Annotated in this window: 24 protein-coding genes; 14 read left to right on the top strand and 10 right to left on the bottom strand. The window is 56.9% G+C overall.

Translation table 11 applies throughout. From position 1 onward, the window contains the following. Positions 1–51: 51 nt before the first annotated feature. On the top strand, positions 52–1,437 hold the full coding sequence (locus AC2FJW_RS06690) for a M20/M25/M40 family metallo-hydrolase (RefSeq protein WP_496691075.1): 1,386 nt from the start codon (positions 52–54) through the stop codon (positions 1,435–1,437). Positions 1,438–1,546: 109 nt separating this feature from the next. Here the strand turns inward: AC2FJW_RS06690 and lpdA are convergent, their stop codons facing one another. Next, entirely contained in the window at positions 1,547–2,941 is a 1,395-nt protein-coding gene (gene lpdA, locus AC2FJW_RS06685; RefSeq protein WP_271947557.1) for a dihydrolipoyl dehydrogenase, read from the bottom strand. A gap of 214 nt (positions 2,942–3,155) precedes the next feature. Between lpdA and AC2FJW_RS06680 the strand changes: the two genes are divergently transcribed. Further along, on the top strand, positions 3,156–3,590 hold the full coding sequence (locus AC2FJW_RS06680; protein WP_496708551.1) for a hypothetical protein: 435 nt from the start codon (positions 3,156–3,158) through the stop codon (positions 3,588–3,590). Here the strand turns inward: AC2FJW_RS06680 and AC2FJW_RS06675 are convergent. The 4 genes from AC2FJW_RS06675 to AC2FJW_RS06660 all read right to left on the bottom strand — a co-directional run bounded on the left by AC2FJW_RS06675 (position 3,587) and on the right by AC2FJW_RS06660 (position 10,134). Beyond that, positions 3,587–4,165, bottom strand: coding sequence for a DUF924 family protein (locus AC2FJW_RS06675; protein WP_142633241.1), 579 nt, complete (start codon positions 4,163–4,165; stop codon positions 3,587–3,589). The genes AC2FJW_RS06680 and AC2FJW_RS06675 overlap by 4 nt on opposite strands. Before the next feature lie 108 nt (positions 4,166–4,273). Further along, positions 4,274–5,548: an MFS transporter gene (locus tag AC2FJW_RS06670; RefSeq protein WP_496749562.1), complete on the bottom strand. Its 1,275-nt coding sequence runs from the start codon at positions 5,546–5,548 to the stop codon at positions 4,274–4,276. Between the two features lie 111 nt (positions 5,549–5,659). Further along, positions 5,660–6,706, bottom strand: a complete 1,047-nt coding sequence (gene queA / locus AC2FJW_RS06665; RefSeq protein ID WP_496749560.1) for a tRNA preQ1(34) S-adenosylmethionine ribosyltransferase-isomerase QueA — start codon at positions 6,704–6,706, stop codon at positions 5,660–5,662. Positions 6,707–6,750: 44 nt separating this feature from the next. Beyond that, positions 6,751–10,134, bottom strand: coding sequence for a YhdP family protein (locus AC2FJW_RS06660; protein WP_496749559.1), 3,384 nt, complete (start codon positions 10,132–10,134; stop codon positions 6,751–6,753). A gap of 68 nt (positions 10,135–10,202) precedes the next feature. On the opposite strand from AC2FJW_RS06660, the gene AC2FJW_RS06655 reads away from it, so the two are divergent. From AC2FJW_RS06655 to AC2FJW_RS06640, 4 genes are all read left to right on the top strand, one after another. After that, entirely contained in the window at positions 10,203–10,664 is a 462-nt protein-coding gene (locus tag AC2FJW_RS06655; RefSeq protein ID WP_496705946.1) for a peroxiredoxin, read from the top strand. A 29-nt stretch (positions 10,665–10,693) separates the two neighbouring features. Then, the gene (locus tag AC2FJW_RS06650; RefSeq protein ID WP_496749557.1) at positions 10,694–11,566 is read left to right on the top strand and encodes a ferritin-like domain-containing protein; all 873 of its coding nucleotides are present in this window, start codon (positions 10,694–10,696) and stop codon (positions 11,564–11,566) included. A gap of 210 nt (positions 11,567–11,776) precedes the next feature. Continuing rightward, on the top strand, positions 11,777–13,102 hold the full coding sequence (locus tag AC2FJW_RS06645) for a DUF5930 domain-containing protein (RefSeq protein ID WP_496749555.1): 1,326 nt from the start codon (positions 11,777–11,779) through the stop codon (positions 13,100–13,102). Then, entirely contained in the window at positions 13,092–13,592 is a 501-nt protein-coding gene (locus AC2FJW_RS06640) for a bactofilin family protein (protein WP_271947570.1), read from the top strand. The genes AC2FJW_RS06645 and AC2FJW_RS06640 overlap by 11 nt, the downstream gene beginning before the upstream one ends. A 77-nt stretch (positions 13,593–13,669) precedes the next feature. On the opposite strand, the gene AC2FJW_RS06635 is transcribed toward AC2FJW_RS06640, so the two are convergent. Next, entirely contained in the window at positions 13,670–14,443 is a 774-nt protein-coding gene (locus tag AC2FJW_RS06635) for a hypothetical protein (RefSeq protein ID WP_496749554.1), read from the bottom strand. A 177-nt stretch (positions 14,444–14,620) separates the two neighbouring features. On the opposite strand from AC2FJW_RS06635, the gene aqpZ reads away from it, so the two are divergent. Beyond that, positions 14,621–15,307, top strand: a complete 687-nt coding sequence (aqpZ, locus tag AC2FJW_RS06630; RefSeq protein WP_271947574.1) for an aquaporin Z — start codon at positions 14,621–14,623, stop codon at positions 15,305–15,307. Between the two features lie 59 nt (positions 15,308–15,366). On the opposite strand, the gene AC2FJW_RS06625 is transcribed toward aqpZ, so the two are convergent. Both AC2FJW_RS06625 and AC2FJW_RS06620 read right to left on the bottom strand, forming a co-directional pair. After that, positions 15,367–15,915, bottom strand: coding sequence for a peptidylprolyl isomerase (locus AC2FJW_RS06625; RefSeq protein WP_142633219.1), 549 nt, complete (start codon positions 15,913–15,915; stop codon positions 15,367–15,369). Then, entirely contained in the window at positions 15,908–16,414 is a 507-nt protein-coding gene (locus tag AC2FJW_RS06620) for a peptidylprolyl isomerase (protein ID WP_271947577.1), read from the bottom strand. Before AC2FJW_RS06620 ends, AC2FJW_RS06625 begins: the two co-directional genes overlap by 8 nt. A gap of 133 nt (positions 16,415–16,547) precedes the next feature. On the opposite strand from AC2FJW_RS06620, the gene AC2FJW_RS06615 reads away from it, so the two are divergent. From AC2FJW_RS06615 to AC2FJW_RS06595, 5 genes are all read left to right on the top strand, one after another. Further along, on the top strand, positions 16,548–17,738 hold the full coding sequence (locus AC2FJW_RS06615) for a phosphoglycerate kinase (RefSeq protein ID WP_496695793.1): 1,191 nt from the start codon (positions 16,548–16,550) through the stop codon (positions 17,736–17,738). Positions 17,739–17,864: 126 nt separating this feature from the next. Then, positions 17,865–18,164, top strand: coding sequence for an FtsB family cell division protein (locus AC2FJW_RS06610; RefSeq protein WP_185956602.1), 300 nt, complete (start codon positions 17,865–17,867; stop codon positions 18,162–18,164). A gap of 175 nt (positions 18,165–18,339) precedes the next feature. Next, entirely contained in the window at positions 18,340–19,329 is a 990-nt protein-coding gene (gene pdhA / locus AC2FJW_RS06605; protein ID WP_142633213.1) for a pyruvate dehydrogenase (acetyl-transferring) E1 component subunit alpha, read from the top strand. Positions 19,330–19,344: 15 nt separating this feature from the next. After that, entirely contained in the window at positions 19,345–20,715 is a 1,371-nt protein-coding gene (locus AC2FJW_RS06600) for a pyruvate dehydrogenase complex E1 component subunit beta (protein WP_496688402.1), read from the top strand. Positions 20,716–20,730: 15 nt separating this feature from the next. Further along, positions 20,731–22,035 carry a pyruvate dehydrogenase complex dihydrolipoamide acetyltransferase gene (locus AC2FJW_RS06595; protein WP_496695795.1) on the top strand — a complete coding sequence of 435 codons (1,305 nt, stop codon included), beginning with the start codon at positions 20,731–20,733 and terminating at the stop codon, positions 22,033–22,035. A 61-nt stretch (positions 22,036–22,096) separates the two neighbouring features. Here the strand turns inward: AC2FJW_RS06595 and cysE are convergent, their stop codons facing one another. Next, entirely contained in the window at positions 22,097–22,906 is an 810-nt protein-coding gene (gene cysE / locus AC2FJW_RS06590) for a serine O-acetyltransferase (protein WP_142633207.1), read from the bottom strand. Positions 22,907–22,969: 63 nt separating this feature from the next. Between cysE and AC2FJW_RS06585 the strand changes: the two genes are divergently transcribed. Together AC2FJW_RS06585 and AC2FJW_RS06580 are read left to right on the top strand one after the other, a co-directional pair. Continuing rightward, positions 22,970–23,149, top strand: a complete 180-nt coding sequence (locus AC2FJW_RS06585) for a hypothetical protein (protein ID WP_496749552.1) — start codon at positions 22,970–22,972, stop codon at positions 23,147–23,149. A 3-nt stretch (positions 23,150–23,152) separates the two neighbouring features. Beyond that, on the top strand, positions 23,153–23,329 hold the full coding sequence (locus tag AC2FJW_RS06580; RefSeq protein ID WP_496749551.1) for a TraR/DksA family transcriptional regulator: 177 nt from the start codon (positions 23,153–23,155) through the stop codon (positions 23,327–23,329). Here AC2FJW_RS06580 and AC2FJW_RS06575 read toward each other — a convergent pair. Continuing rightward, complete coding sequence (locus AC2FJW_RS06575) at positions 23,310–23,606, bottom strand: DUF7742 family protein (RefSeq protein WP_142633204.1); 297 nt, start codon at positions 23,604–23,606, stop codon at positions 23,310–23,312. The two genes, AC2FJW_RS06580 and AC2FJW_RS06575, sit on opposite strands and share 20 nt — an antisense overlap.

Here is a 23,606-nt window from a genome sequence, read left to right as displayed (position 1 = left end):
AAGTGGCGCTGATAGGGTTCCGGAAAATCCAAATCAAGCAGGAGCCCTCTCATGTCGCTGGACGCTGTTCTGAACCGCATCGACGCCGATCTGCCAACCTCAATCGACCGCCTGATGGAACTGCTCCGCATTCCGTCAATTTCAACCGATCCGGCCTTTGACCAACAGGTCAACCAGGCAGCTGACTGGCTGGTATCTGACCTGAAAAGCATAGGAATTCAGGCTGAAAAACGTGAAACCACCGGACATCCCATGGTGGTGGGCCACATAGGTGAGGACAACAGCGCGCCCCATGTTCTGTTCTACGGCCATTATGACGTGCAACCCGTTGACCCGCTGAACCAGTGGAACCGGGATCCGTTCGATCCGGCCATTGAAGAAACCGAAAATGGGCCGGTGATCCGGGGTCGAGGCTCTTCGGACGATAAGGGACAGTTGATGACCTTCGTCGAAGCGTGCCGCGCATGGAAGGCCGTCCATGGCACCCTGCCCTGCCGCATCACCTTCTTCTTCGAAGGCGAAGAAGAATCCGGTTCGCCGTCGCTGGTCCCTTTCCTGCGTGAAAACGTGGCCGAGTTGAAAGCAGATCTGGCATTGGTATGCGACACTTCGATGGTGTCGCGTGGGGTACCATCAATCGCGTCTCAGCTGCGCGGGATGCTCAAGGACGAATTCACCATCATCGGTCCGCGGATCGACCTGCACTCGGGCCATTACGGCGGACCGGGGCTAAACCCGCTGCGAGAGCTGTCCAGGATCGTCGCCTCGTTCTATGACGACGAAACCGGTCGCGTCGCTGTCGAAGGCTTTTATGACGGGGTTCATGAGGTCCCGGCCGAACAGTTGCGCCAATGGGAAAACTGCGGGTTCGATGAGGCGGATTATCTGAACTCGGTGGGATATTCTCAGCCACATGGCGAAAAAGGATATTCTACATTGCAGCAACAATGGGCGCGCCCGACGCTTGAGGTAAACGGGCTTTGGGGCGGTTATAACGGCGCCGGTTCGAAGACGGTCATTCCCTCACAGGCGCATTGCAAGATCACCTGCCGTCTGGTGGGTGACATGAACCCTGACGCCTTGCGTGACCAGATTCGCAAGCATGTAGAAGACCGCCTGTCACCCGACGCGAAAGTACAGTGGGACAACGATCTTGAAGGCGCGCCCGCATCCGTCATGAATATCAACCGCCCCGAATTCGAAGCCGCCCGAGGCGCATTGTCCGATGAATGGGGGCGCGAAGCCGTCTTTACCGGAATGGGCGGGTCAATCCCTGTCGTTGGCTACTTCGACACGGAACTTGGCATGGATTCCATGCTTGTGGGCTTTGCCAATGATGATGACGCAATTCACTCACCGAATGAGAAATATGATGTCAAAAGCTTTCACAAAGGCATCCGGTCCTGGGCGCGCATTCTCGACGCTTTGACCCGATAAGCAAATCCGGGAATCAAAAGGCCAGATGAAGCTTGGTTCGCTGCTTCATCTGGCCAAAGATACTTTTGGTAATGTGCCGCAGATCGGCAGAGGTACCCCCTGCCCTGAGTTACATATGGATCACACGCCCGTAAGCGTCCAAAACGCTTTCATGCATCATCTCGGACAAAGTCGGATGCGGGAACACTGTGTTCATCAGATCCTCTTCGGTGGTTTCAAGCTGCCGCCCGACCACATACCCCTGAATTAACTCAGTGACTTCCGCGCCAATCATGTGGGCGCCCAACAGCTCTCCGGTTTTGGCGTCGAAGACTGTTTTGACCAGCCCTTCGGGCTCTCCAAGCGCGATTGCCTTGCCGTTGCCGATGAAGGGAAAACGGCCGACCTTGATGTCATAGCCAAGCTCTTTCGCCTTTGCCTCGGAATAGCCGACCGACGCAACCTGCGGATGGCAATAGGTGCAGCCCGCGATGCTTTCGGGTTTGACCGGATGGGCATGTTTACCGGCGATCAGATCGGCCACCATGACACCCTCATGGCTTGCTTTATGCGCCAGCCAAGGCGCTCCGGCAATGTCACCGATGGCGTATAGGCCATCGACACCGGTGCGACAGAATTCGTCAGTCACAACATGGGTCCGGTCGATTTTGACACCCAAAGCCTCAAGCCCCAGATTTTCAATATTGCCAACGATGCCAACCGCAGAAATCACGGTGTCAAAGTCGTGCTTTTCGACCTTTCCCTTCACCTCGATATGCGCGGTGACTTTACCCTTAGCGCGGTCCAATTGCTTGACCATCGCCTTTTCCATGATCTTCATGCCCTGTTTGATAAAGGCTTTCTTGGCGAAGGCGCTGATCTCGGCATCCTCGACGGGCAGAACGCGGTCCATGACTTCAACCACCGTCGTATCTGCACCGAGCGTGTTGTAGAAGCTAGCGAACTCGATCCCGATTGCACCCGACCCGATGACCAGCAATTTCTTTGGCATCCGCGGCGGCTGCAGGGCGTGTTTGTAAGTCCAAACCAGATCACCATCCGCTTCCAGCCCGGGAAGCTCGCGGGCGCGCGCGCCGGTTGCCAGAACGATATTCTTGGCTGTCAACTCTTCGCTGCCCTTGTCGGTCTTGACGGAGACCTTGCCCTTGGCCGGGATCGTCGCCTCGCCCATGACAACCGTCACTTTGTTCTTTTTCAGCAGGTGACCGATACCGCCCGAAAGTTGCCCGGCGACACCGCGCGATCGCTTGACCACAGCATCCAGATCATATCCAATCTTCTCGGCCTTCAGCCCAAAATCCTTTGCGCGCTCCATCAGGTGAAACACTTCTGAAGACCGCAGCAGCGCTTTGGTTGGGATGCAGCCCCAGTTAAGACATATGCCCCCGAGATGTTCGCGCTCGACCACGGCGGTTTTCAAACCAAGCTGTGCTGCGCGAATGGCTGCGACATACCCGCCAGGACCAGCGCCGATTACGATCAGATCAAAAGATTGTGCTGCCATGTTTCCCTCTCGGAGCAGGTCATTTCCAAATTAGTTTACCATTAAACTAATACCAGCCACCCTTCAACACTTAGTCCCCGCGACAAAAGCTACGCAGGGTAAACCCATACGGATTGCAGAGGTTCGAGCCTATACCGCACCCGTTCGAAACGCTAGAAGATAGCTAAGTATCCCAGTTGCTCCATTCTAAATCCATTTACGCGAAAGGCATAACATGGCTAAAACGCTGAAAGATCTGGTCCTCGCCCTAATCAACGCCACGCTTATCCTGGTGGCCTTGTGTTTGTTTTTGGGCTGGAAGCTGACCACAACAGCGCAGTCCCTGATGTCTGATTTTTCACAGAAGGTTCAGATCGTCGCCCCTTTGCGCGAAGAGGTTCAAGGGGTGCGCAGTGAATTGGCAGCACTTCGCACTGAACTCGCGACAATACAAGTCAATGGCGCGCTTGCCGACACCGCCACCGCCCAACGGGTCTCGCAAACGCTCGACCGTCTGAGCCAAATCGAAGATACGCTGCAGGCGGCGCAGTCTCGTATCGTTGCGGTTGCCGAAACGCCTGACGCCTTTATCAGCACCGCAATAGAAAAAACGGCCGACACTGTGGCCGACCGTATTATCACAATCAAAGGTTGTTCGGTCGAAGGCTAACCTGCGGCCTGAAGCTCTCGGACGGTGGATCCGTACCCGCCCATGTTTACATAGGCGGCCTCATGTTCGGTCATGGGGCGCGACAATGCTTCGTTACGATAGGGGAAACGGCCGAACTTTCGGATCACCTCCCTATGCGCCCTTGCATGCAGCAGGTTGGTTGACTTGGATTCGTCGATATTCTGGCACATCAGGCGTACACAACGCTCTTGGTCACACAGATTTTCCGAGTGCATCAGTGGAAGATAAAAGAACTGCCGCGCGGGTTCGTCAATCTTCAGATCCCAGCCCTTGTCGATGGCGCATTTCGCTGCCGACAAGGCCGCCTTATCAGTGGCGAACGCCTTACCACTGCCGCGGAACATATTTCTAGGAAACTGGTCCATCAGAATGATATAGGCCAGTGCCCCGCTGGGGTATGTCAGCCAGAGAGAGAACTTTCCCTCATTAGCAATTTCCCATGTGGAAAGAAATTTTTCGCGGATCTCTGCGTCTAGCGCTTCATCCTCAATATACCAACCATCTGGACCCACTTGGTCCAGCCAAAAACTCAATACTTCTTCAGGCCCTACCATTGCCTTGCTCCGTCGTTTTGCCCTCCCCAGGGACGTAACGTCATTTAAGGCTGATTTACAGATTTGTGACAGTAAAAATTTGCAACACTTGCGACATAATTTCGTGTCCTAGGCTACATCTTGCGTTTCCTGATCGGCTTCGGCGGCTTCGATAGCCACCTCTTGCGCCAATTCGAACGCCACCGGCGAGGCCGTTGGGTAAAGCGGAGACATCGTGCCCGTCTCGTCCACAGGAATCGCCGCACGCTGTGTCATGCGATACATCGCATAGACAGCAGTGGCTGCAAGCAGTGCAAAGATGATCAGGAAAAAGCCCGACGGTCCGAACACGTCATCGCCCATCAACCAACCGGTAATCAGCGGGCCAGCAATGGCGCCCAGTCCATTGATGAAGACCAGACCGCCAGAGGCCGCCGCCATGTCCTCATGCTCCAGAAAGTCATTCGTATGCGCAATCAGAAGCGAATACAGTGGGTTAGACATGCCTCCGATCACAAAGGCCGAGGCCAGAAGGAACGGAAACGAGGTCGCCCCGAACATCATCGCAGTGGCCGCCCCGCAAGCACCAATGATGCCCGCCAGCATGATCAGGAACCGGCGATCCATCCGGTCCGAGAACCAACCCAGCGGATATTGCAGCAGAATTGCTCCGATATAGAAGGCGGCCACGAAGGTCGAAATCTCAACCAGTGTCAGCCCAGCGCGCGCGCCATAGACCGCCGCCATACCAAATTGTGCCGAGAACACCCCACCCAGCAGGAACATGCCCACACAGCCCAACGGCGACTTCCCCATCAGTTCACGCAATGTCATAGGCTTGGTCGTGTCAAATGCCGGTGTCGGTGAAATCGACAGCAGAATCGGAGCAAAGGATACCGAAACCAGAATGGATGCGATCACAAAGGTTTCGTAACCAGCAGGATCGCCAACCAGCATAAGCCCCTGAGCGGTGATGATCCCAGTCATCTGTACGATCATATAAAGCGAAAGCGCCTGGCCCCGGTTCTCGTTATTGGCCGCGTTGTTCAGCCAGCTTTCGGCGGTGACATACACTCCCGAGAAACAAAACCCGATCACGACACGCCCCAAAGCCCACGCGACTGGCTCGGTCAACATCGGATACATGATCATCACGGCCGAAATAAAAGAAGCGAGCGCAGCAAAGACCCGCACATGTCCAACCCGCCGTATCATCTCCGGTGCAAGGCGAGAACCTCCGAGGAAACCTACGAAATAAGCTGACATCACAACAGACATCTGAAGGGTCGAAAACCCTTCGATCTCGCCTCGAACGCCCAGGATTGTGCCCTGTAGGCCATTGCCAATCATAAGCAGGCCCATGCCAAGAAGAAGTGACCACGCGCTGGTAATGACCTGAAGCATAGAGGCCTCCGAGATTGCTAACCTGAACTAGAGATTCGTTTTTATATCAAAAACGGCTTTGAGCCAGCTTGTCTACGACATCGAAACGCAACGATCCCGACAACACGCCGCTCAAGGGATCAAAAGCGACCCATCCCCATATGAAAAGAACCGATAGTTCTGCGCAATCGCGTGCTCATAAACCTCTTGCACCCGATCCTGCCCCATCAAAGCTGAAACCAACATCAGCAGCGTGGATTTCGGCAGATGGAAATTGGTGATCAGCGCATCCGTGACGTAAAACTGAAAGCCCGGATAGATGAAGATGTCGGTATCGCCCTCCCAGGGTACGATCTGCCCACTGCGGGCGGCGCTTTCGATCAATCGCAGCGCGGTTGTGCCCACCGGAATGACACGGCCACCTACGGCTTTGGTTTCACGAATTTCACTGACGGCTTCCGCACTGACCCTGCCCCATTCTGCATGCATCTTATGGGTCGTCACGTCCTCGACCTTGACTGGCAGAAACGTTCCGGCACCAACATGAAGCGTAACGTAGGAAACAGAAACACCGCGCGCGGTAAGCGCTTGCATCAGCGCTTCGTCAAAATGCAGCGACGCGGTGGGCGCGGCCACTGCCCCGGAGTTGCGCGCCCAGATCGTCTGGTAATCCGTCTTGTCCTGCGCATCGGCAGGGCGCTTGGCGGCAATATAGGGCGGCAGCGGCATGGCGCCGGCCTGTTCCAGCGCAGCATCGAAATCCTGCCCCGTAAGGTTAAACCGCAGAAAGGCCTGCCCGTCCGCCACCCTATCCAACTCAGCGCTCAGTTGATCCGAAAACCGGATCACCTCACCTGTCTTGACCTTCTTGAGAGGCTTGATCAACGCCGCCCAGGTGCCGTCTGCCTGCGGATCAAGCAACGTCGCTTCGATCGACGCAGACACCGGCCCTTGCGCACTGTCGCGATGACGCCGCCCGCTGAGGCGTGCCGGGATGACCCGCGTATCATTCAACACCAGCCGGTCACCGGGTCGCAGCCAATCTGGCAGGTCAAAGACATGCGCATCCGAGATTGCATCGCCCTCGGCCACAAGCAAACGCGCCGAAGACCGCGGGTTGGCAGGCCGGGTGGCAATCAAATTCTCGGGCAGGTGGAAATCGAAATCGCTGAGTTTCATGGGCGCGCCTTACAGGGTCGTATCAGATTCGGCTATATCCCTGTTCAGTTGTCTTTTGGCGGCGATCCAAAGGTGCGCTTAGGCTCATCCGGCTTGGCTTTCTGTGCATTTGGCCCATCCTGAACCTTCGGCGCGGGCTCCCTTAGAAGGTTGCGCAAGAACAATGGCGCAAGCCCTGACAGAGGGTTGACCGAGACAGAGGGTGATTTCAAAGGGCCGGTCAGAGTATAATTGAACGCGATCACACCTTCACCTTTTTTGGTGAAGACACTTCCAATCGCATTCACCAGATAGATTGGGGAAATCGCGCCACGCAAGTTCAGCATTTCGCTAACCGTGTCGATTGTCCCGTCGAAGGACAATCCCATCGAAGGACCGACGGCGCTGCCGCTGAGAACCTTGATTTCGGTCGGCGTAATCCGCATTCGGCTTTCGATGCTCGAGAAAAAGATGCCTTGCCCAGCCATTTCATCTACAAGCCCAACGAGGCTGATTGCGTTCAGCAAGGCAGCCATGGCCGGGGCGTCATGAATTCGGGTGTTCACGATCTTCATGATGACATCGAAGTTCCCGGCCCCGCCGACCGGTTCCAGTTGCAGGTCCAGTTTGCCTCCGCGCGCCTGGGTTATCATTTTGGCCGATCTCAGAACGTCGCCTGCATCACCAGAGGTCAGATTGACGGCACTGCGCCCTCCGCGCGGGGTCACCTGTCCGCGCACAGCAGCACCGCCGTTTACATTCGCCGTGAACGCACCGCTGACACCGCCAGTTGTCGCAAATTTTCCCTTGAACCCGGTCAGGGCGATCGTCTCTGTAATCTGGAGGCGATCCAATACTACATCCAGCTCGGGCCCCTGCCCGGAACCACCGCCACCACCTTCGGAGGATCCAAAGGTCGCGCCCCCCAGATTCATCACGCCCCCTAAAACCCTGATGTCGGGCAAGGCTGACCCCCGTGAAATCAGCTCCGCCGGAACCGCTAGCCAGTTCCCCAGCTCGAAGGAGCTGAACTCAACACGATCGAAAGCACCATTTTTGAAATTAATGGAGGCCAGGCTTCGCAACCCCGCCGCATCCAGCCGAAGTGTATCCACGCGCATCTGATCGCCCAGCGTTGCCTCGACATCCATCGCCCCCTTGGTACCAGCGCCTTTGCGCCACCCGAGCTCGGGGATAGACAGCACTACGCCTTCCAGATCCGATGTCGCCGTCAGTTTCGGGGGGCGGCCAGCACCGATGCCCAAGGTTATGTCGGCAACGCCTTTTCCGGTCAGCATACCCTTTGGTAACCCGGCACGCAGCTCGGTCACCAACCGGGGCGAAATCTCGATCTGCCCTTTCAGTTCACTGGGTTTCGGTTCTCGACCCCCAATAGGCTGGCGCCAGGTTGCCTGCAGGGGCACGTCGCCGAAATATCCGTCGCCGCCGACTTCGACAGCGGATTGGTCACCTGAAATAGTCAACTGAGGCGCGCTGACGACAAAACCTTTGACCAAGCGATCACTGTGCACATCACCAATCTTACCAGTAAAGTGAAACTGGGTTTCATCGAACTTCAGCCCCTTCTTCATCGGCAGAGATAAGGTGCCTGACAGTTCCACATCGCCAGAGGCCACATCCACGGGCAAATTTGCCTTTGTCATCAGCTGCAGAGGGGGACGATCCATCAAAGACAAGGCGGCCGTTGCCGAGCCCTTGGCCTTGACGCGCACAATCGCCGGCGAAAGCTTTTTGATCGACGTATCCGGAATAATGAAGGATGTACCTGACCCGTCTATCGGGCCGCCCTGATCGGCAATGACAACCGCTTTCTCGGCTGTCACCGTAAACCGTTGGTTGATCAGGCTGGCCTGCCCCTGAGCGTCCTGGACCGGAGGTAAAGTTTTGGCAAAGCGGACTTTGGCGTCGTCGAACCCGAAGTCCAAGTAAATGTCCGGCTTGGTGTCCGGCTTCAACCGCAATGCAAAATCGACATCCGAGAGCCGGCCTTCATATAAATTGTCGGACACCCATTTACGCGGCTTTTCGGCAAGTAATTGGGGCCAGTATCTCAGCAACTGGCCTGACTCCAACTCGTCCAGATGAGCCTCGAGGTACCCCGACCAACCTTCGGCTTCACCAATCAGATTTCCCCTAGCACGCAGCGTTAGGTTTTCGTCTTCAACCGTCATCTGTCCGAGGCGCAACTCGAACGGGGCCAGCTTCATCTTCAGATCAAGGTCGGCACGCGACAACTTGAGGGGTTCCGGAAACAGCCCAGCCGGGTTGATGTCGATGCTGCTGAGACGGAGTTGAGAGGTCAGGCTTTCCAGCAGTCCATTCTCGATACCTCTCAAAAAGGCCCTTCCCTCGGCCTGAACGGACCCCCAGGCGGAGACTACAGAAACCTCGTCGAAATCCAGCTCCTGCCGACTTGGGTCATAGCTGAAATAAGCCCTGGCGGATTCAAACGGGATCGGTTTTGTCTCTTGGTTGGCTTGCACCGCGCCTGCCGCAAGGTTCAGGGTCGCAAATAACGGCCCCAGCGCCGCGTTGCCATCAACGCTGCCGCGCACCGCGCCCGAGATCGGAGCGTCAAGGACCTGTAACCATGACAAGGCAAGGCTTTGACTTGCAATATCCTCGGCAGGCAGGTCGGTTATGGCAAAGCCAAAGCTTGCCTGAGGCGTTCCAAGTACGCTGGTATAATTTACCTCAATCGAACTGGCATAATCGCGCCCTGTCAGAACAGAGAACCCGGTGGACATGCGCATTTCGTCACCGGTACGGATGATCGAAATATGTCCGCCGTCGAAAACCCAGGCGCGCGACAGGCGCAAATCCTGATAGTCCAGCGTCAACGACTCAAGCTCGACCGACCGCAGCCCCGACAGCAGTGGTGACAAAAAGACATCGTCAGATTCCTCGATCAACTCGATCAATGTCCGCGCCCGCTGAACCGGTGCGCTGCCAGAACCGACTGTCAACGAAAGCGCCCCGTCCAATCCGCGGGTCAATGCGATTTGGGCATCGCGCAGGGTAATCGTGCGCGGGCGAATTTTCCCCCGTAGCAGCCACCGCATCGACAACCGGGTGCGCATATCTGCCACTTGCGCGATCTGTTGTCCCGCCGCGTCGCTTATGGTCACATCCGTCAGTCGCAAACGTGGCAACCAGTTTTCGTTGACAATAAAGCTGGCATCGCCAAAGCGGATCTTGATCCCCCCAAGGCTTTGATCCAGCCGTTTTTCGGCCTGGGCCCGCATCCAGTCGGGCGCGTGCAGCTGTTTGCCAATCAGAAAGAACCAGCCGCCAAAGGCCAGCAGGCAAAGCAACAGGAAGGTTCCGACGATCCCCCACACAGCGATGCGGCGGCGTGACCGACGGCGGCGGGGCTTCCCGTCCGGGCCTTCTTGTGTATCTTCTTGCCGCGCCAAATTCCGACCCACGCCCTATTACCTGCTTGCACCAAACCTTGATGTCAGGCAGCACTTAAAAACCTTTAGCGGAGTTTCCAATGCCCGACGTTACAGACATCGCCCCCGGTTTCACTTTGCCCCGCGACGGCGGTGGTGAGGTTACGCTGTCAGACCTGCAAGGCAGCGCCGTCGTTTTGTTTTTCTATCCCCGTGATGATACGCCGGGCTGCACCAAGGAATCCATCGGTTTCTCGGAACAACTTCAAGCCTTTGCTGATGCCGGCGCCCAAGTTTTCGGCATCTCGCGCGACACGGTGGCTAAGCATGACAAATTCGTCGCCAAACACGGTCTTACGACGCCACTTTTGTCCGACGAAGGCTCGACCGTTTGCGAGGATTACGGTGTGTGGGTCGAGAAGAACATGTACGGGCGCAAGTCGATGGGGATCGAGCGTTCAACCTTTCTGATTGACGCCGACGGTAAGATCGCTCGCATCTGGCGAAAGGTCAAAGTGCCCGGCCATGTGGAAGAGGTACTGGAAGCCGTGCGCGCGCTGTAACCCTCTTCACCGCGGTCGTCATCCGGATTATGACCCGAACAAATCTTGAAAGCGGAGATATCCCGGTGTCGAAAACACTGACCCAAATGGCGACCGAAGTTCTGACCACAGCAGACGGGCGCGAAAAGACCGCCCTGTCCAAGCGCCATGCCGCAGCTTGGTTTGCGGCGCGATCAGGGGACGCTCCTGAGATTGAAGTGGGCACCGCAACACCGCCGTTGAATCCCGCCCGACCGGACAAACCAGATTTGCTGTCCCCCCGGGATGTCCCAAGGCGCCGCCCCGGCTCCGAGGCTGGGCGCATCGCCCTGCTACACGCGGTCGCCCATATCGAACTGAACGCGGTTGATCTGCATTGGGATATCATCGCCCGATTTGGCCATGTCCCTATGCCTATCGGTTTCTACGACGACTGGGTCAAATGCGCCGAAGAGGAATCGCGCCACTTCGAAATGGTCTGTGATTGCCTGGAACAGATGGGCAGTCATTACGGCGCCCTGCCCGCCCATGCGGGTATGTGGCGCGCTGCCGAAGATACAGCAGAAGATTTGATGGGCCGTTTGGCCGTAGTGCCGATGGTGCTTGAGGCGCGGGGTCTGGATGTGACCCCCGGCATGATTGACATCTTCCGCAAGGCCAAGGCTGAACAGGCCATTGCAGCGCTCGAGGTGATCTACGCCGAAGAAGTCGGGCATGTTGCTTACGGGTCCAAGTGGTTCCATTTCCTTTGCGGACGCGAGAACGCTGACCCAAAGGGTATCTTTCACGATCTGGTCCGGCGCTATTTTCATGGCGTTCTTAAACCGCCCTTCAACGAAGAAAAGCGGGCCGAAGCCGGGTTACCGCCGGATTTCTATTGGCCGCTGACCGAAGGCCTGCCGCCGCCCGGCTCTGCCCGCTAGGACGGCATGCACGGTCATAGCGGTCTTTGAATCATCCTCCAGTTGATGTAATCGGCAATTTCTCGCCGAGAATTGGCGGGATTAACCCTGTTTGTTGTGTGAACTAGTTAACAAACTTGCCCAAATCGGACGTCCCCTCTATTCAGTTGCCCCAAGGGACGGAGACCACTCACAACCGATCCCGAATTTGGGGATCGAGAGGTAAGGCGCGTGCGAGCACGTCTGGCAATCAAACTACATTCGCTGCTTGAGCAGCACTTCCCGGAACGCCGGGTCTTTCTGAAATCTGACAATGACACACGGTTCATCCGGCTCAGCTCAGAGACACAGATCTTTGCAGTTGCTGGTGTTGCCCTGTTTGTTGGCTGGACTGCGGTCACTACGGCAATCCTGTTGATGGACAGCATCGGATCAGGCAACTTCCGAGAACAGGCCAAGCGCGATCAGGCGACATATCAGGAGCGGCTGAATATTCTGTCAGCAGAGCGTGACGTGCGCGCTCATGAGGCTCTGATGGCTCAGGACCGGTTCAACGCCGCGCTTGAACAGATCTCTGCGATGCAATCCGAGCTGCTGGCGTCCGAAAACAGCCGCCGTGAGTTGGAAACGGGGATCGAGGTAATCCAGTCCACCCTGCGCACCACCATGAAACAACGGGAATCTGCCCGTCAGGAGCTTGCGGCGCTGCAACAATCAGATTCCGATGATGGGCTCACGTTGGCAAACACTGCCAGCCCCGAACAGATGGAATTTATGACCGTTGCTCTGACCCGCACCGCGCAGGAGCGTGATCAGATCGCAGCCGACGCCCGGAACGCACTGGATCAGCGGGACGATCTCGAGCTTGAGATCCGGCTGATGCAGGAACGCAGCGACGAGATTTTCCGTCAGCTAGAAGAAGCAATGATCATCTCGGTTGAACCGCTCGACAAGATGTTCCGACAGGCAGGTATGCCAACTGACCGTATCATTGAAGAAGTACGGCGTGGCTATAGCGGCATGGGTGGCCCCCTCACCCCAATTTCCTTCAGCACGCGCGGTGAGGACCTGACCCCCGACGAGATCCGCGCGAACACTCTGTTGCAACAGATGGACCAGCTGAACCTCTATCGTATCGCAGCAGAAAAGGCCCCGTTTGCCAGCCCGGTGAAAGCGGCTGTCCGCTTTACCAGTGGCTTCGGCACGCGCCGTGACCCAAAAACGGGCGGTCGCCGCATGCATAACGGTTCCGATTTCGCCGGCGCACATGGAACTGATATCTTTGCGACCGCCGACGGCGTAGTCACCCATGCGGGCTGGCAATCGGGTTTCGGACGTCTGGTCAAAATCCGGCACGCCTTCGGAATTGAGACACTTTACGCTCATAACACCAAGTTACGGGTTAAGGTTGGCCAAAGGGTCTCGCGCGGGGATCATATTGCTGATATGGGTAACACCGGACGGTCGACCGGAACGCACCTGCACTATGAGGTCCGCGTAAACGGAAAACCTGTTAACCCAATGACTTACATCAAGGCTGCAAGAAATGTTTTCTAAGAGCAAAATCAACGAGCCCGGAACCAATGCCCCAGAGGCCGCCAAGCCTGCTGCTCCGGCCACTCCGGCAACCCCTGCACCGACGGAAACCAAGGCCAGCACCGCGCCCAAACCCAAGCCACCTGCATCGGTCCTGTCTTCGGATCTGCACATCACCGGCAACCTGAAAACCTCGGGTGACATTCAGGTCGAAGGTACGGTGGAAGGTGACATTCGTGCGCATCTGCTGACCATCGGTGAAACGGCGACCATCAAGGGCGAAGTCACTGCAGATGACGTTGTCATCAACGGCCGTATCGTTGGCCGCGTGCGTGGCCTGAAAGTGCGCCTGACCTCGACCGCACGGGTCGAAGGCGACATCATTCACAAGACAATCGCCATCGAAAGCGGCGCGCATTTCGAAGGCTCCGTTCAGCGTCAGGACGATCCTCTGAACCCTGGCCGCAGCGGAAAACCGGGCGCTAACCCGGCTGCTGACGTCAAACAGTAATCCTGACAGACTGACAGGAAACAAACGCCGCGGGACAGCCTGCGGCGTTTTCTTTTGCAATTCTGACCGAAGTGCTTTCACTGATCAGGTTGGTTCCAGGTCGCATTGGCCTCGATCACTTCTGCGACCATCAGCGCCTTTTCGGACAAATCTGGTGGCGTGCCATCATCAAAGGCAAGCTGCTGCATTCTTCGATACATGACTTCAGACGTGTAAAAATCAAATGCAGCCGTGCCGTCGGGGCTTTCCCAGAAGGCCGTGATCCAAACCGAGGGCGCATACCCGTAACACCAGTCCTGCCAGAACCGTTCTGCCAAAGTCGCCGTTTTAACTGCGGCTACTTGCGCCAAAAGGCTATCCATTGGCCAACCCCCGAGGCGAAACATGCAGAGCGTATCGTCCAGACATTCTTCTGAGCCCCCTTCGATCGCCTTCAGAAGAAAGCGTTTCTGAAAATTGTCCAGGACACGCCACTCCTCCGACGACCAGTTCCGGGCCTGTCCCGTCGGGTACCGGCTTAGGCTGACTTCGATCCCGACAGAGCTTACCTCTTCGCCACAGGCCAAGACCTCTAGCACACGCGGCAAAAGATAGGCCCAGGTATTCTTGGCAATCCCTCCCGGATCACTCGCTGCAAAATACCAGTCCTGAAGATAGTGCAACGGCAGTTCCTGAATGGGCGGGTGAAAGAAATCAGCCTCGATATCCGGTTCCATGCAGCACCCTTCGCAGACCTCGATACTGCTTGGCTTTGGACGTTTAAAAACGCGATAAGCATCCTGAATGAGCGGGAAGAACGGATCATCCGGCAATAACTTGGCCTTAACCGGCTTATTCGTCTTTGACGTCATCGTAGGCTGAACCCATATTTCCATGCCACACCCATAGGTCTATCTGCCCCCTTTTGACGTGGCAAGCGCGCCCAAATACTCCTTCATTCTCCGCCGAATTTCTATGTGTGATGAGTAGCTTCGATATTTCTGCGTTTTGGATTACACTACAGCCCATTGGTTTTCGGAGGACTTTTCATGTCAACAAAACTCATGGCTGAATTTTTCGGTACATTCTGGTTGGTGCTTGGCGGTTGCGGCAGCGCTGTTTTAGCGGCTGGCGTCGCGGATGTCGGTATCGGCTGGTTGGGCGTATCTTTCGCCTTTGGCCTAACAGTGCTGACTATGGCATTTGCCGTTGGCCACATTTCAGGCGGGCATTTCAATCCGGCAGTCAGTCTGGGTTTAATGATCGGCGGACGGTTCCCGGCTAAGGATCTGCTGCCCTATTGGATTGCTCAGGTCATCGGAGCGATTGCAGCAGCGGCTGTTCTGTATCTGATCGTCAGCGGCGCACCAGATTTCGCCGGGGTCGGAGGCTTTGCGTCCAATGGCTATGGCGAGGCTTCACCCATGGGCTATTCGATGATGTCCGCCTTGGTGATCGAGATCGTGCTGACGGCATTTTTCATCCTGATCATTCTGGGCGCGACCTCAAGCGGTGCTCCGGCAGGGTTCGCGCCGATTGCCATCGGTCTGGCGCTGACGCTGATCCACCTGATCTCGATCCCGGTGACCAACACATCTGTCAACCCGGCACGGTCAACCGGTGTTGCCCTGTTTGCCGATGGGCCGGCGCTGGCTCAGCTATGGTTGTTCTGGGTTGCCCCGCTGATTGGTGGCGCGATTGGTGCGCTGATCTGGAAGGCCATGTCTGACGACTGATCCAAGCGCACGCTTACAAAAAGACCCCGGCACCTGACCAGGCACCGGGGTCCTTTTATCTATTCGGTCACGGTGACCTTTTTCATCGCATCCGGCTGGCCGATTACGGCTCCGTTCGGGCCTTCGCCCCGCTTGATCGCATCAACAACGTCCATACCGTCAGTGACCTGACCGACAACCGTATACTGACCGTTCAGGAACGGCCCAGGTTCAAACATTATGAAGAATTGCGAGTTGGCACTGTCGGGATCCTGCGCCCGGGCCATGCCAATAACACCACGATCAAAGTTATAGTCCGAGAACTCAGCTGGCAGATCCGGCCGATCCGAACCACCAGTACCGGCACGACGCATATCGCCACCGACCCGACCGTGTTCAACGTCACCGGTCTGAGCCATGAAGCCGTCGATCACGCGGTGAAACACCACGCCATCATACTGACCAGCAGCGGCAAGGGCGCTAATTTGTTCAACATGCTTGGGGGCAATATCGTCAAACAGATCAACGGTTACGGTGCCATTGGCCCCCTCGCCCTCAATCTCGATCTCAAGGCCCGTGGCTAGTGCAGGACCAGCCAGCAGCACAAATGCGGCGGCCAGCTTATACATCGGCAGCCACCTTAACGCTGATCATACGATCCGGGCTTGCGGGAGGCTCGCCCCGAACGATGGCGTCCACATGCTCCATCCCGTCGATGACACGGCCATAGACCGTGTATTGGCCGTTCAGGAAATGGTTGTCGCTAAAGTTGATGAAAAACTGCGAATTGGCCGAGTCCGGATTCTGCGACCGAGCCGCGCCTAACGTGCCGCGATCATGCGGCAGTTTCGAAAACTCTGCCGGAACATTCGGCAGCGATGACCCGCCTGTGCCTGCACTGCGCAGGTTGAATCCGTCTTCCATATCGCCGTGCTGCACGTCACCGGTTTGCGCCATGAAACCGTCGATCACACGGTGAAATGCCACGTTGTCATATTCACCACTGCGCGCCAGTTCCTTCATCCGAGCGCTATGCTGCGGGGCCACATCTGGCAGCAGCTCGATGACGACATTGCCGCCCTTCAGCTCGATGATGATTGTGTTTTCGGGATCCTTGATCTCGGCCATGTGGCCCTCCTGTCGTTTATCTTGCGCAAATACCTATGCGCCACGCACGCGAAAGCCAAGTGACGCATTGACCTGAGGGCAAAATGCAGGAAAAGAACCGCCTAGATCGGTTGCCAAACACGAGGATCGCGCGATGGGCTGGAAAACACTGGACGATATGGACCTGAACGGTAAGCGCGTGCTGGTGCGCGTGGATATCAATGTGCCCGTGGTGGATGGGGTCGTGACCGACGCTACCCGGATTCAGCGCATCGTACCCACAGTACGCGATATTCTCGCTGCAGGTGGCAAGCCTATCCTTTTGGCCCATTTCGGACGCCCGGGCGGAGAGCGGCGCGAAAGCCTGTCGCTGAAACAACTTATCCCCACATTGGAAAGCGCCTTTGGTGCGCAGGTTCTGTTCGCAGCCGATTGCGTCGGAACCGAGGCCGAGCTTGTCGCAGACACCCTGCAAGCCGGGCAAGTATTGCTGTTGGAAAACACCCGTTTTCATGCTGCTGAAACCAAGAATGATCCTGATCTGGCCGCAGGCATGGCCAAACTGGGCGAGGTCTATTGCAACGACGCCTTTTCCGCTGCGCACCGCGCCCACAGCTCAACCGAAGCCATCGCTCGTCTGCTGCCTGCCTGCGCTGGTCGGCTGATGCAGGCCGAGCTGCAGGCACTTGAAAGCGCTCTTGGCGCGCCCGAGCGTCCGGTAACAGCAGTGGTCGGTGGGGCAAAAGTGTCAACCAAGCTGGAGCTGCTGGGCAACCTGATCGACAAGGTGGATCACCTGATCATCGGCGGTGGCATGGCCAACACCTTCCTAGTGGCACAAGGTATCAGTGTCGGCAAATCGCTGGCGGAAACCGCGATGAAAGACACTGCCGCAGAGATTCTTGCCAAGGCGGAAAACTCTGGTTGCCAGATCGTTCTGCCGTGTGACGTGGTTGTTGCAAAAACCTTCCAGGCCAATGCGCCGCATCAGGTTTTGCCCGCAGACCAATGCCCCGAAGACGGCATGATCCTGGATGCAGGCCCCGAGAGTGTCGCCGCTATCACTGAAGTCATCAGCCAAAGCCGAACCCTGATCTGGAACGGCCCTTTGGGCGCCTTTGAACTGGAACCGTTCGATGCCGCAACGAATGCGGCCGCACTGAAAGCTGCCGCGCTCAGCCGTTCGGGCCAGTTGGTCTCGGTCGCGGGCGGTGGTGATACCGTAGCCGCCCTGAACGCGTCCGGCGCGGCGCGGGATTTCACCTATATCTCGACAGCAGGCGGCGCATTCCTGGAATGGATGGAAGGTAAAACCTTGCCCGGTGTCGCCGCGCTGGAACAATAAATTCAGCTGCACGGGTAATTTTGCGAATCGGGGGATTCACAAGCCGAATCACCTGTGACATAGTGCAGTCAGATGCCAAGCATAATGGCACGACATTGAGGCAGACTTCATACGGCGGTAAACAGAGTGTCCCGTTCCCATCGGCCCGGTTTGGGCTCAGTTGCTTTTTTCTCGGTGGCTTTCATGCTGGGTGTGTATTTCACCTTTGCTGCCGTCCAGGGAGACTATGGCCTGTTTCGACGGGTCGAGATTGCAGCGGAACGGGATGCTCTGTCGCGCGACCTTGCAGCGTTGAGCACCGAAATCGCCGAAATGGAAAATCTGACCCGCAGGCTTTCAGACACCTATCTTGACCTCGATTTACTGGATCAGCAGGCGCGCTCGATCCTTGGTATGATCCGCTCGGATGAGATTGTCATCCGCTGAGCGGGACCAAATTTCTTCGTCGGAAATCCCTGCTGTGGTAACGCATACGTCCCTACCTGAACGGTTTTCCGCGTGTCAAACCACAGCGCAATATTTCCACTCGCCAGAAAGCCTCAAATGTTCTATTAGATAGTTTAACGCTAAACTATCTTGCCGAGAGGGGGAGATCGCCACAATGGCTGCGCGAAAAACCACAAAGAAACCAAACGTTTCTGCGGAAGAACTCAAGACCTATTACCGTGAAATGTTGCTGATCCGCCGATTCGAAGAAAAGGCTGGCCAGCTATACGGCATGGGTCTGATCGGTGGTTTCTGCCACCTGTATATCGGTCAAGAGGCAGTTGTTGTGGGACTGGAAGCAGCCGCCGAAGAAGGTGACAAGCGGATCACCTCTTATCGCGATCATGGGCATATGCTGGCCTGCGGCATGGATCCGGGCGGCGTAATGGCAGAACTGACCGGGCGCGAGGGCGGATTGTCCAAGGGCAAAGGCGGTTCGATGCATATGTTCTCGAAAGAGAAGCATTTCTATGGCGGTCACGGCATCGTCGGGGCGCAGGTTCCTCTGGGTGCCGGTCTGGCCTTTGCCGACAAGTATCAGGAAAACGGCCGCGTCACCTTCACCTATTTCGGGGACGGCGCCGCAAACCAGGGGCAGGTCTATGAGACCTTCAACATGGCCGCGATCTGGGAACTGCCGGTGATCTTTGTGATCGAGAACAACCAATACGCCATGGGGACGTCCCAGGCGCGCTCGACCTCAACCAAGGACATCTATCACCGGGGCGAGGCGTTCGGCATCCCTGGCGAGATCGTCAACGGAATGGATGTGCTAGCGGTCAAAGAGGCCAGCGAAAAGGCCGTCGCCCATTGCCGCGCAGGCAAAGGTCCGTACATTCTGGAAATCAAAACCTATCGCTATCGCGGACACTCGATGTCCGACCCGGCCAAGTACCGCACCCGCGAAGAGGTTCAGAAGGTGCGCGAACAAAGCGACCCGATCGAACATGTCCGCGAGCTGCTGCTTTCCGGCAAACACGCGACCGAGGATGACCTGAAGGCGATCGACAAAGAGATCAAAGAGATCGTCAATCAAGCCGCTGAATTCTCGAAAGAAAGCCCCGAGCCGTCGCTGGACGAGCTTTGGACAGATATCTACGCCTGAGAGGACGATTAAGACATGGCAACCGAAATTCTCATGCCCGCCCTTTCCCCCACGATGGAAGAGGGCACGCTGGCCAAATGGCTGGTCAAGGAAGGCGACACCGTATCAAGCGGCGATATCATGGCCGAAATCGAAACCGATAAGGCCACGATGGAGTTTGAAGCCGTTGATGAAGGGATCATGGGCAAGATCCTGATCGCTGAAGGCACAGAAGGGGTCAAAGTAAATACCCCTATCGCCATCCTCGTCGAAGAAGGCGAAGACGCCTCCGCCCTGCCCGCGGCTGCACCCGCAGCCGCAGCGACGACCGAAGCCGCCCCTGCTGCGGTTGAGGCCCCTGCTCCTGTCTCTGCCCCAGCCGCACCTAAGGTAGATCTGTCCCCAGATTGGCCAGCTGATGCCGAGATGAAATCCGAAACCGTGCGTGAAGCCCTGCGCGACGCCATGGCCGAAGAAATGCGCAATGACGGTGACGTCTACCTGATGGGTGAAGAAGTCGCCGAATATCAGGGCGCTTATAAAATCTCGCAAGGTTTGCTGGATGAGTTTGGCGCCAAGCGTGTAATCGACACCCCGATCACCGAACATGGATTTGCCGGGATCGCAGTTGGTTCGGCCTTTGGCGGGTTGAAACCGATTGTCGAGTTCATGACTTTCAACTTCGCCATGCAGGCGATTGACCAGATCATCAACTCGGCCGCGAAGACGCTCTATATGTCCGGCGGTCAGATGGGCTGTCCCATCGTGTTCCGGGGTCCGAACGGTGCCGCCGCACGCGTGGCAGCCCAGCACAGTCAGGACTATGCGGCCTGGTATATGCAGATCCCCGGCCTCAAAGTCGTCATGCCCTATTCAGCCGCCGACGCCAAAGGCTTGCTGAAATCCGCGATCCGTGACCCGAACCCGGTGATCTTCCTGGAAAACGAAATCCTCTATGGCCGCTCATTCGAAGTGCCGCAGGTGGATGACCTGAGCATTCCGTTGGGCAAGGCCCGCATCTGGCGCGAGGGCACAGACGTGACCATCGTCAGCTTTGGCATCGGCATGCAGTTCGCACTGGAAGCCGCCGATAAACTGGCCGAAGACGGCATCAGCGCCGAAGTGATCGACCTGCGTACCATCCGCCCGATGGACACTGGTGCAATCATCAATTCGGTGATGAAGACCAACCGGCTTGTGACCGTCGAAGAAGGCTGGCCGCAAGGCTCGGTCGGCAGCTACATTTCATCGGTGGTGATGCAGGAAGCGTTTGATTACCTCGACGCGCCTGTCATCAACTGCACCGGCAAGGATGTTCCGATGCCCTACGCAGCGAACCTCGAAAAACTGGCGCTGGTGACCACCGACGAGGTGATCGCAGCCGTCAAACAAGTGACCTACCGATAAGGGAGCAACAGACAGATGCCCACCGAAATTCTGATGCCCGCCCTTTCACCGACGATGGAGGAAGGCACGCTTTCCAAATGGCTGGTTAAAGAGGGCGACACCGTCTCCTCTGGAGATCTGCTGGCCGAGATCGAAACCGACAAGGCCACGATGGAGTTCGAGGCCGTGGACGAAGGCACCATTGGCAAGATCCTGATCGCTGAGGGAACCGAAGGGGTCAAGGTCAACACCGCCATCGCGGTTTTGCTGGAAGAAGGCGAAAGCGCTGATGATATCAGTGCAACGCCTGCAGCGGCTCCGGCGGCGGCGCCAGCCGCCACGGACAACGAGGCTTCCGCTCCAGCGGCGTCCGAAGCGCCCGCCCCCGCTCCGGCTGCTCCTTCCAAGGCAGATGGCGGTCGCATCTTCGCGTCCCCCTTGGCTCGTCGCATCGCTGCGCAAAAAGGTCTCGACCTAGCGCAAATCAGTGGATCCGGCCCACATGGGCGTATCGTCAAGGCGGATGTCGAAAGCGCAACCGCAGCCCCTGCTGTGGCGGCTGCCCCTGTACAGGCCGCATCAGCACCAGCCTCCACAGCCGCGCCAACCGGCCCCTCGACGGATATGGTCATGCGGATGTACGAATCCCGCGATTATGAAGAGGTTAAGCTGGACGGGATGCGCAAAACCATCGCCGCGCGCTTGACAGAGGCCAAACAAACCATCCCGCATTTCTATCTACGCCGGGATATCAAGCTGGATGCACTGCTGAAATTCCGCGGTCAGTTGAATAAGCAACTTGAGGCCCGTGGCGTCAAACTCAGCGTCAATGACTTCATCATCAAGGCCCTGGCCAATGCGCTGCAACAGGTGCCCGAATGCAACGCCGTCTGGGCGGGAGATCGGGTTCTGCAGCTGAAACCCTCGGACGTGGCCGTTGCCGTCGCGATCGAAGGTGGCCTGTTCACGCCGGTCCTGCAAGACGCCGACACCAAGTCGCTATCAGCGCTTTCAACCGAGATGAAGGACCTGGCTGCCCGTGCCCGCGAACGCAAGCTGGCCCCGCATGAGTATCAGGGCGGCACATTTGCGGTCTCGAACCTGGGCATGTTCGGCATCGACAATTTCGACGCTATCGTGAACCCACCGCATGCGGGCATTCTGGCCGTCGGCACTGGCGCAAAGAAACCTGTTGTTGGTGACGATGGCGAACTGACGGTTGCAACGGTCATGTCGGTTACGATGTCGGTCGATCACCGGGTCATCGACGGTGCCCTCGGTGCGCAGCTGCTGCAGGCGATCGTCGACAATCTGGAAAACCCGATGGTCATGCTGGCCTGATATCTGACTAAAAAATGGCCGCCCTCTTCTGGGCGGCCTTTTTCTTTAAGAACCTTCAGATCTAGTGATCTTTGCCCAGCATATGATCCATCGAGATCGAGGGCTGGTCACATCCTGCTTCACCGACAATCTTGGCCGGAATACCGGCAACGGTTTTGCAAGGTGGCACCTCTTGCAGCACCACCGAACCGGCGGCAATCCGGCTACAATGGCCCACTTTGATATTGCCCAAGACTTTGGCGCCGGCGCCGATCAAAACGCCATCACCAATCTTGGGGTGACGTTGCTCCTCTTCTTTTCCGGTCCCGCCCAGCGTGACCGAATGCAACATCGAAACATTGTCGCCAACGATGGCCGTTTCACCGATCACGATGGAATGAGCATGGTCGATCATGATCCCCTTACCGATTTTGGCAGCCGGGTGAATGTCGATGCCGAAGATTTCGGAGGACCGCATCTGGAAGAAATAGGCCAGATCATATCGCCCCTTGAGCCATAGCCAATGGGCGACGCGGTAGGCCTGCATCGCTTGATAACCCTTGAAATACAGAATCGGTTGCAGAAGACGGTGGCAGGCCGGGTCCCTCTCGTAGACCGCCATCAGGTCTGCGCGGGCGGCCTCAATCAAATGGGGATCGTCAGCATAAGCTTCGTCCACGATCTCGCGCAGAACCATCATCGACATTTCGTTCGAGCATAGTTTAGCGGAAACGCGATAGGACAATGCTCTGGTCAGGCTGCGATGATGCAGAATACAGGCGTGCACCAATCCACCCATCAGTGGTTCATTCTCGACCGCGGCCTGAGCCTCGGTCGTGATGCGATCCCAAACGGGATCTACAGGTGTGACATGACTGCGCTTTTCCAACATGGCTTTTGATCCTTTGCTGCGCCTAGAATGCCATTTAGTGGCTAAAACGCCAAACGCAAACCCGTGATCGGCAAAGCAACGAAAATGAATGAGGCTGACCTGAAGCAAATCAACGAGAAAATCCGTGCCAGGATGGACGAATTGGAGCGCCAGTCGCAGGCCGGGAAAGATGCGCAATCTGTTGTTGGACTGGATCAACAATCTATCGGTCGTCTGAGCCGGATGGATGCGCTACAGAACTAGGCCATGGCCAAGGCGCACCAAGTCAATCGGGACCTGGAATACCGACGCCTTTTTGCCGCGCTGAAGCGGATTGAAAGTCAAGAATACGGATTCTGCGAAGATTGCGGCGAGCCGATTCCAAATGGCCGACTTGAATTGGACCTCGCCGCAACCAGATGTGTCAGCTGTGCTTCTGGTTAATGCGGAACCGGATCAAATGACGCAGCACCGTCTCAAAACACCGGCAATACTGCAGATCATCGAATGAGGGTTCGGCGGCAAGGCGCCGGTTTCGCGCCGCAGCCATTAACGAACCGTTGCCGAACAACGGGTGTAGCCGCCCTGTTTTACTTACATGGCCATCAGCCGTTTCAGCTTCGGCAATCATACGTCGGCATAAACGGTCACGCTGATCGGGCGGCGCGTTCAACAAAACACGCGCCGCCGCGCTGACATCTCCGTGTAATACGGGCCGCAC

This window comes from Ruegeria sp. CDSA020, assembly GCF_059612345.1.
Note: the sequence above shows the minus strand (reverse complement) of the source record. Positions and strands in the feature narration are given on the sequence as shown.

Coding starts and splice junctions, on each gene's coding strand:
- AC2FJW_RS06690 (WP_496691075.1), top strand. CDS start 52: ATGTCGCTGGACGCTGTTCTGAACCGCATCGACGCCGATCTGCCAACC.
- lpdA (WP_271947557.1), bottom strand. CDS start 2,941: ATGGCAGCACAATCTTTTGATCTGATCGTAATCGGCGCTGGTCCTGGC.
- AC2FJW_RS06680 (WP_496708551.1), top strand. CDS start 3,156: ATGGCTAAAACGCTGAAAGATCTGGTCCTCGCCCTAATCAACGCCACG.
- AC2FJW_RS06675 (WP_142633241.1), bottom strand. CDS start 4,165: ATGGTAGGGCCTGAAGAAGTATTGAGTTTTTGGCTGGACCAAGTGGGT.
- AC2FJW_RS06670 (WP_496749562.1), bottom strand. CDS start 5,548: ATGCTTCAGGTCATTACCAGCGCGTGGTCACTTCTTCTTGGCATGGGC.
- queA (WP_496749560.1), bottom strand. CDS start 6,706: ATGAAACTCAGCGATTTCGATTTCCACCTGCCCGAGAATTTGATTGCC.
- AC2FJW_RS06655 (WP_496705946.1), top strand. CDS start 10,203: ATGCCCGACGTTACAGACATCGCCCCCGGTTTCACTTTGCCCCGCGAC.
- AC2FJW_RS06650 (WP_496749557.1), top strand. CDS start 10,694: ATGACCCGAACAAATCTTGAAAGCGGAGATATCCCGGTGTCGAAAACA.
- AC2FJW_RS06640 (WP_271947570.1), top strand. CDS start 13,092: ATGTTTTCTAAGAGCAAAATCAACGAGCCCGGAACCAATGCCCCAGAG.
- AC2FJW_RS06635 (WP_496749554.1), bottom strand. CDS start 14,443: ATGACGTCAAAGACGAATAAGCCGGTTAAGGCCAAGTTATTGCCGGAT.
- aqpZ (WP_271947574.1), top strand. CDS start 14,621: ATGTCAACAAAACTCATGGCTGAATTTTTCGGTACATTCTGGTTGGTG.
- AC2FJW_RS06625 (WP_142633219.1), bottom strand. CDS start 15,915: ATGTATAAGCTGGCCGCCGCATTTGTGCTGCTGGCTGGTCCTGCACTA.
- AC2FJW_RS06620 (WP_271947577.1), bottom strand. CDS start 16,414: ATGGCCGAGATCAAGGATCCCGAAAACACAATCATCATCGAGCTGAAG.
- AC2FJW_RS06615 (WP_496695793.1), top strand. CDS start 16,548: ATGGGCTGGAAAACACTGGACGATATGGACCTGAACGGTAAGCGCGTG.
- pdhA (WP_142633213.1), top strand. CDS start 18,340: ATGGCTGCGCGAAAAACCACAAAGAAACCAAACGTTTCTGCGGAAGAA.
- AC2FJW_RS06600 (WP_496688402.1), top strand. CDS start 19,345: ATGGCAACCGAAATTCTCATGCCCGCCCTTTCCCCCACGATGGAAGAG.
- AC2FJW_RS06595 (WP_496695795.1), top strand. CDS start 20,731: ATGCCCACCGAAATTCTGATGCCCGCCCTTTCACCGACGATGGAGGAA.
- cysE (WP_142633207.1), bottom strand. CDS start 22,906: ATGTTGGAAAAGCGCAGTCATGTCACACCTGTAGATCCCGTTTGGGAT.
- AC2FJW_RS06580 (WP_496749551.1), top strand. CDS start 23,153: ATGGCCAAGGCGCACCAAGTCAATCGGGACCTGGAATACCGACGCCTT.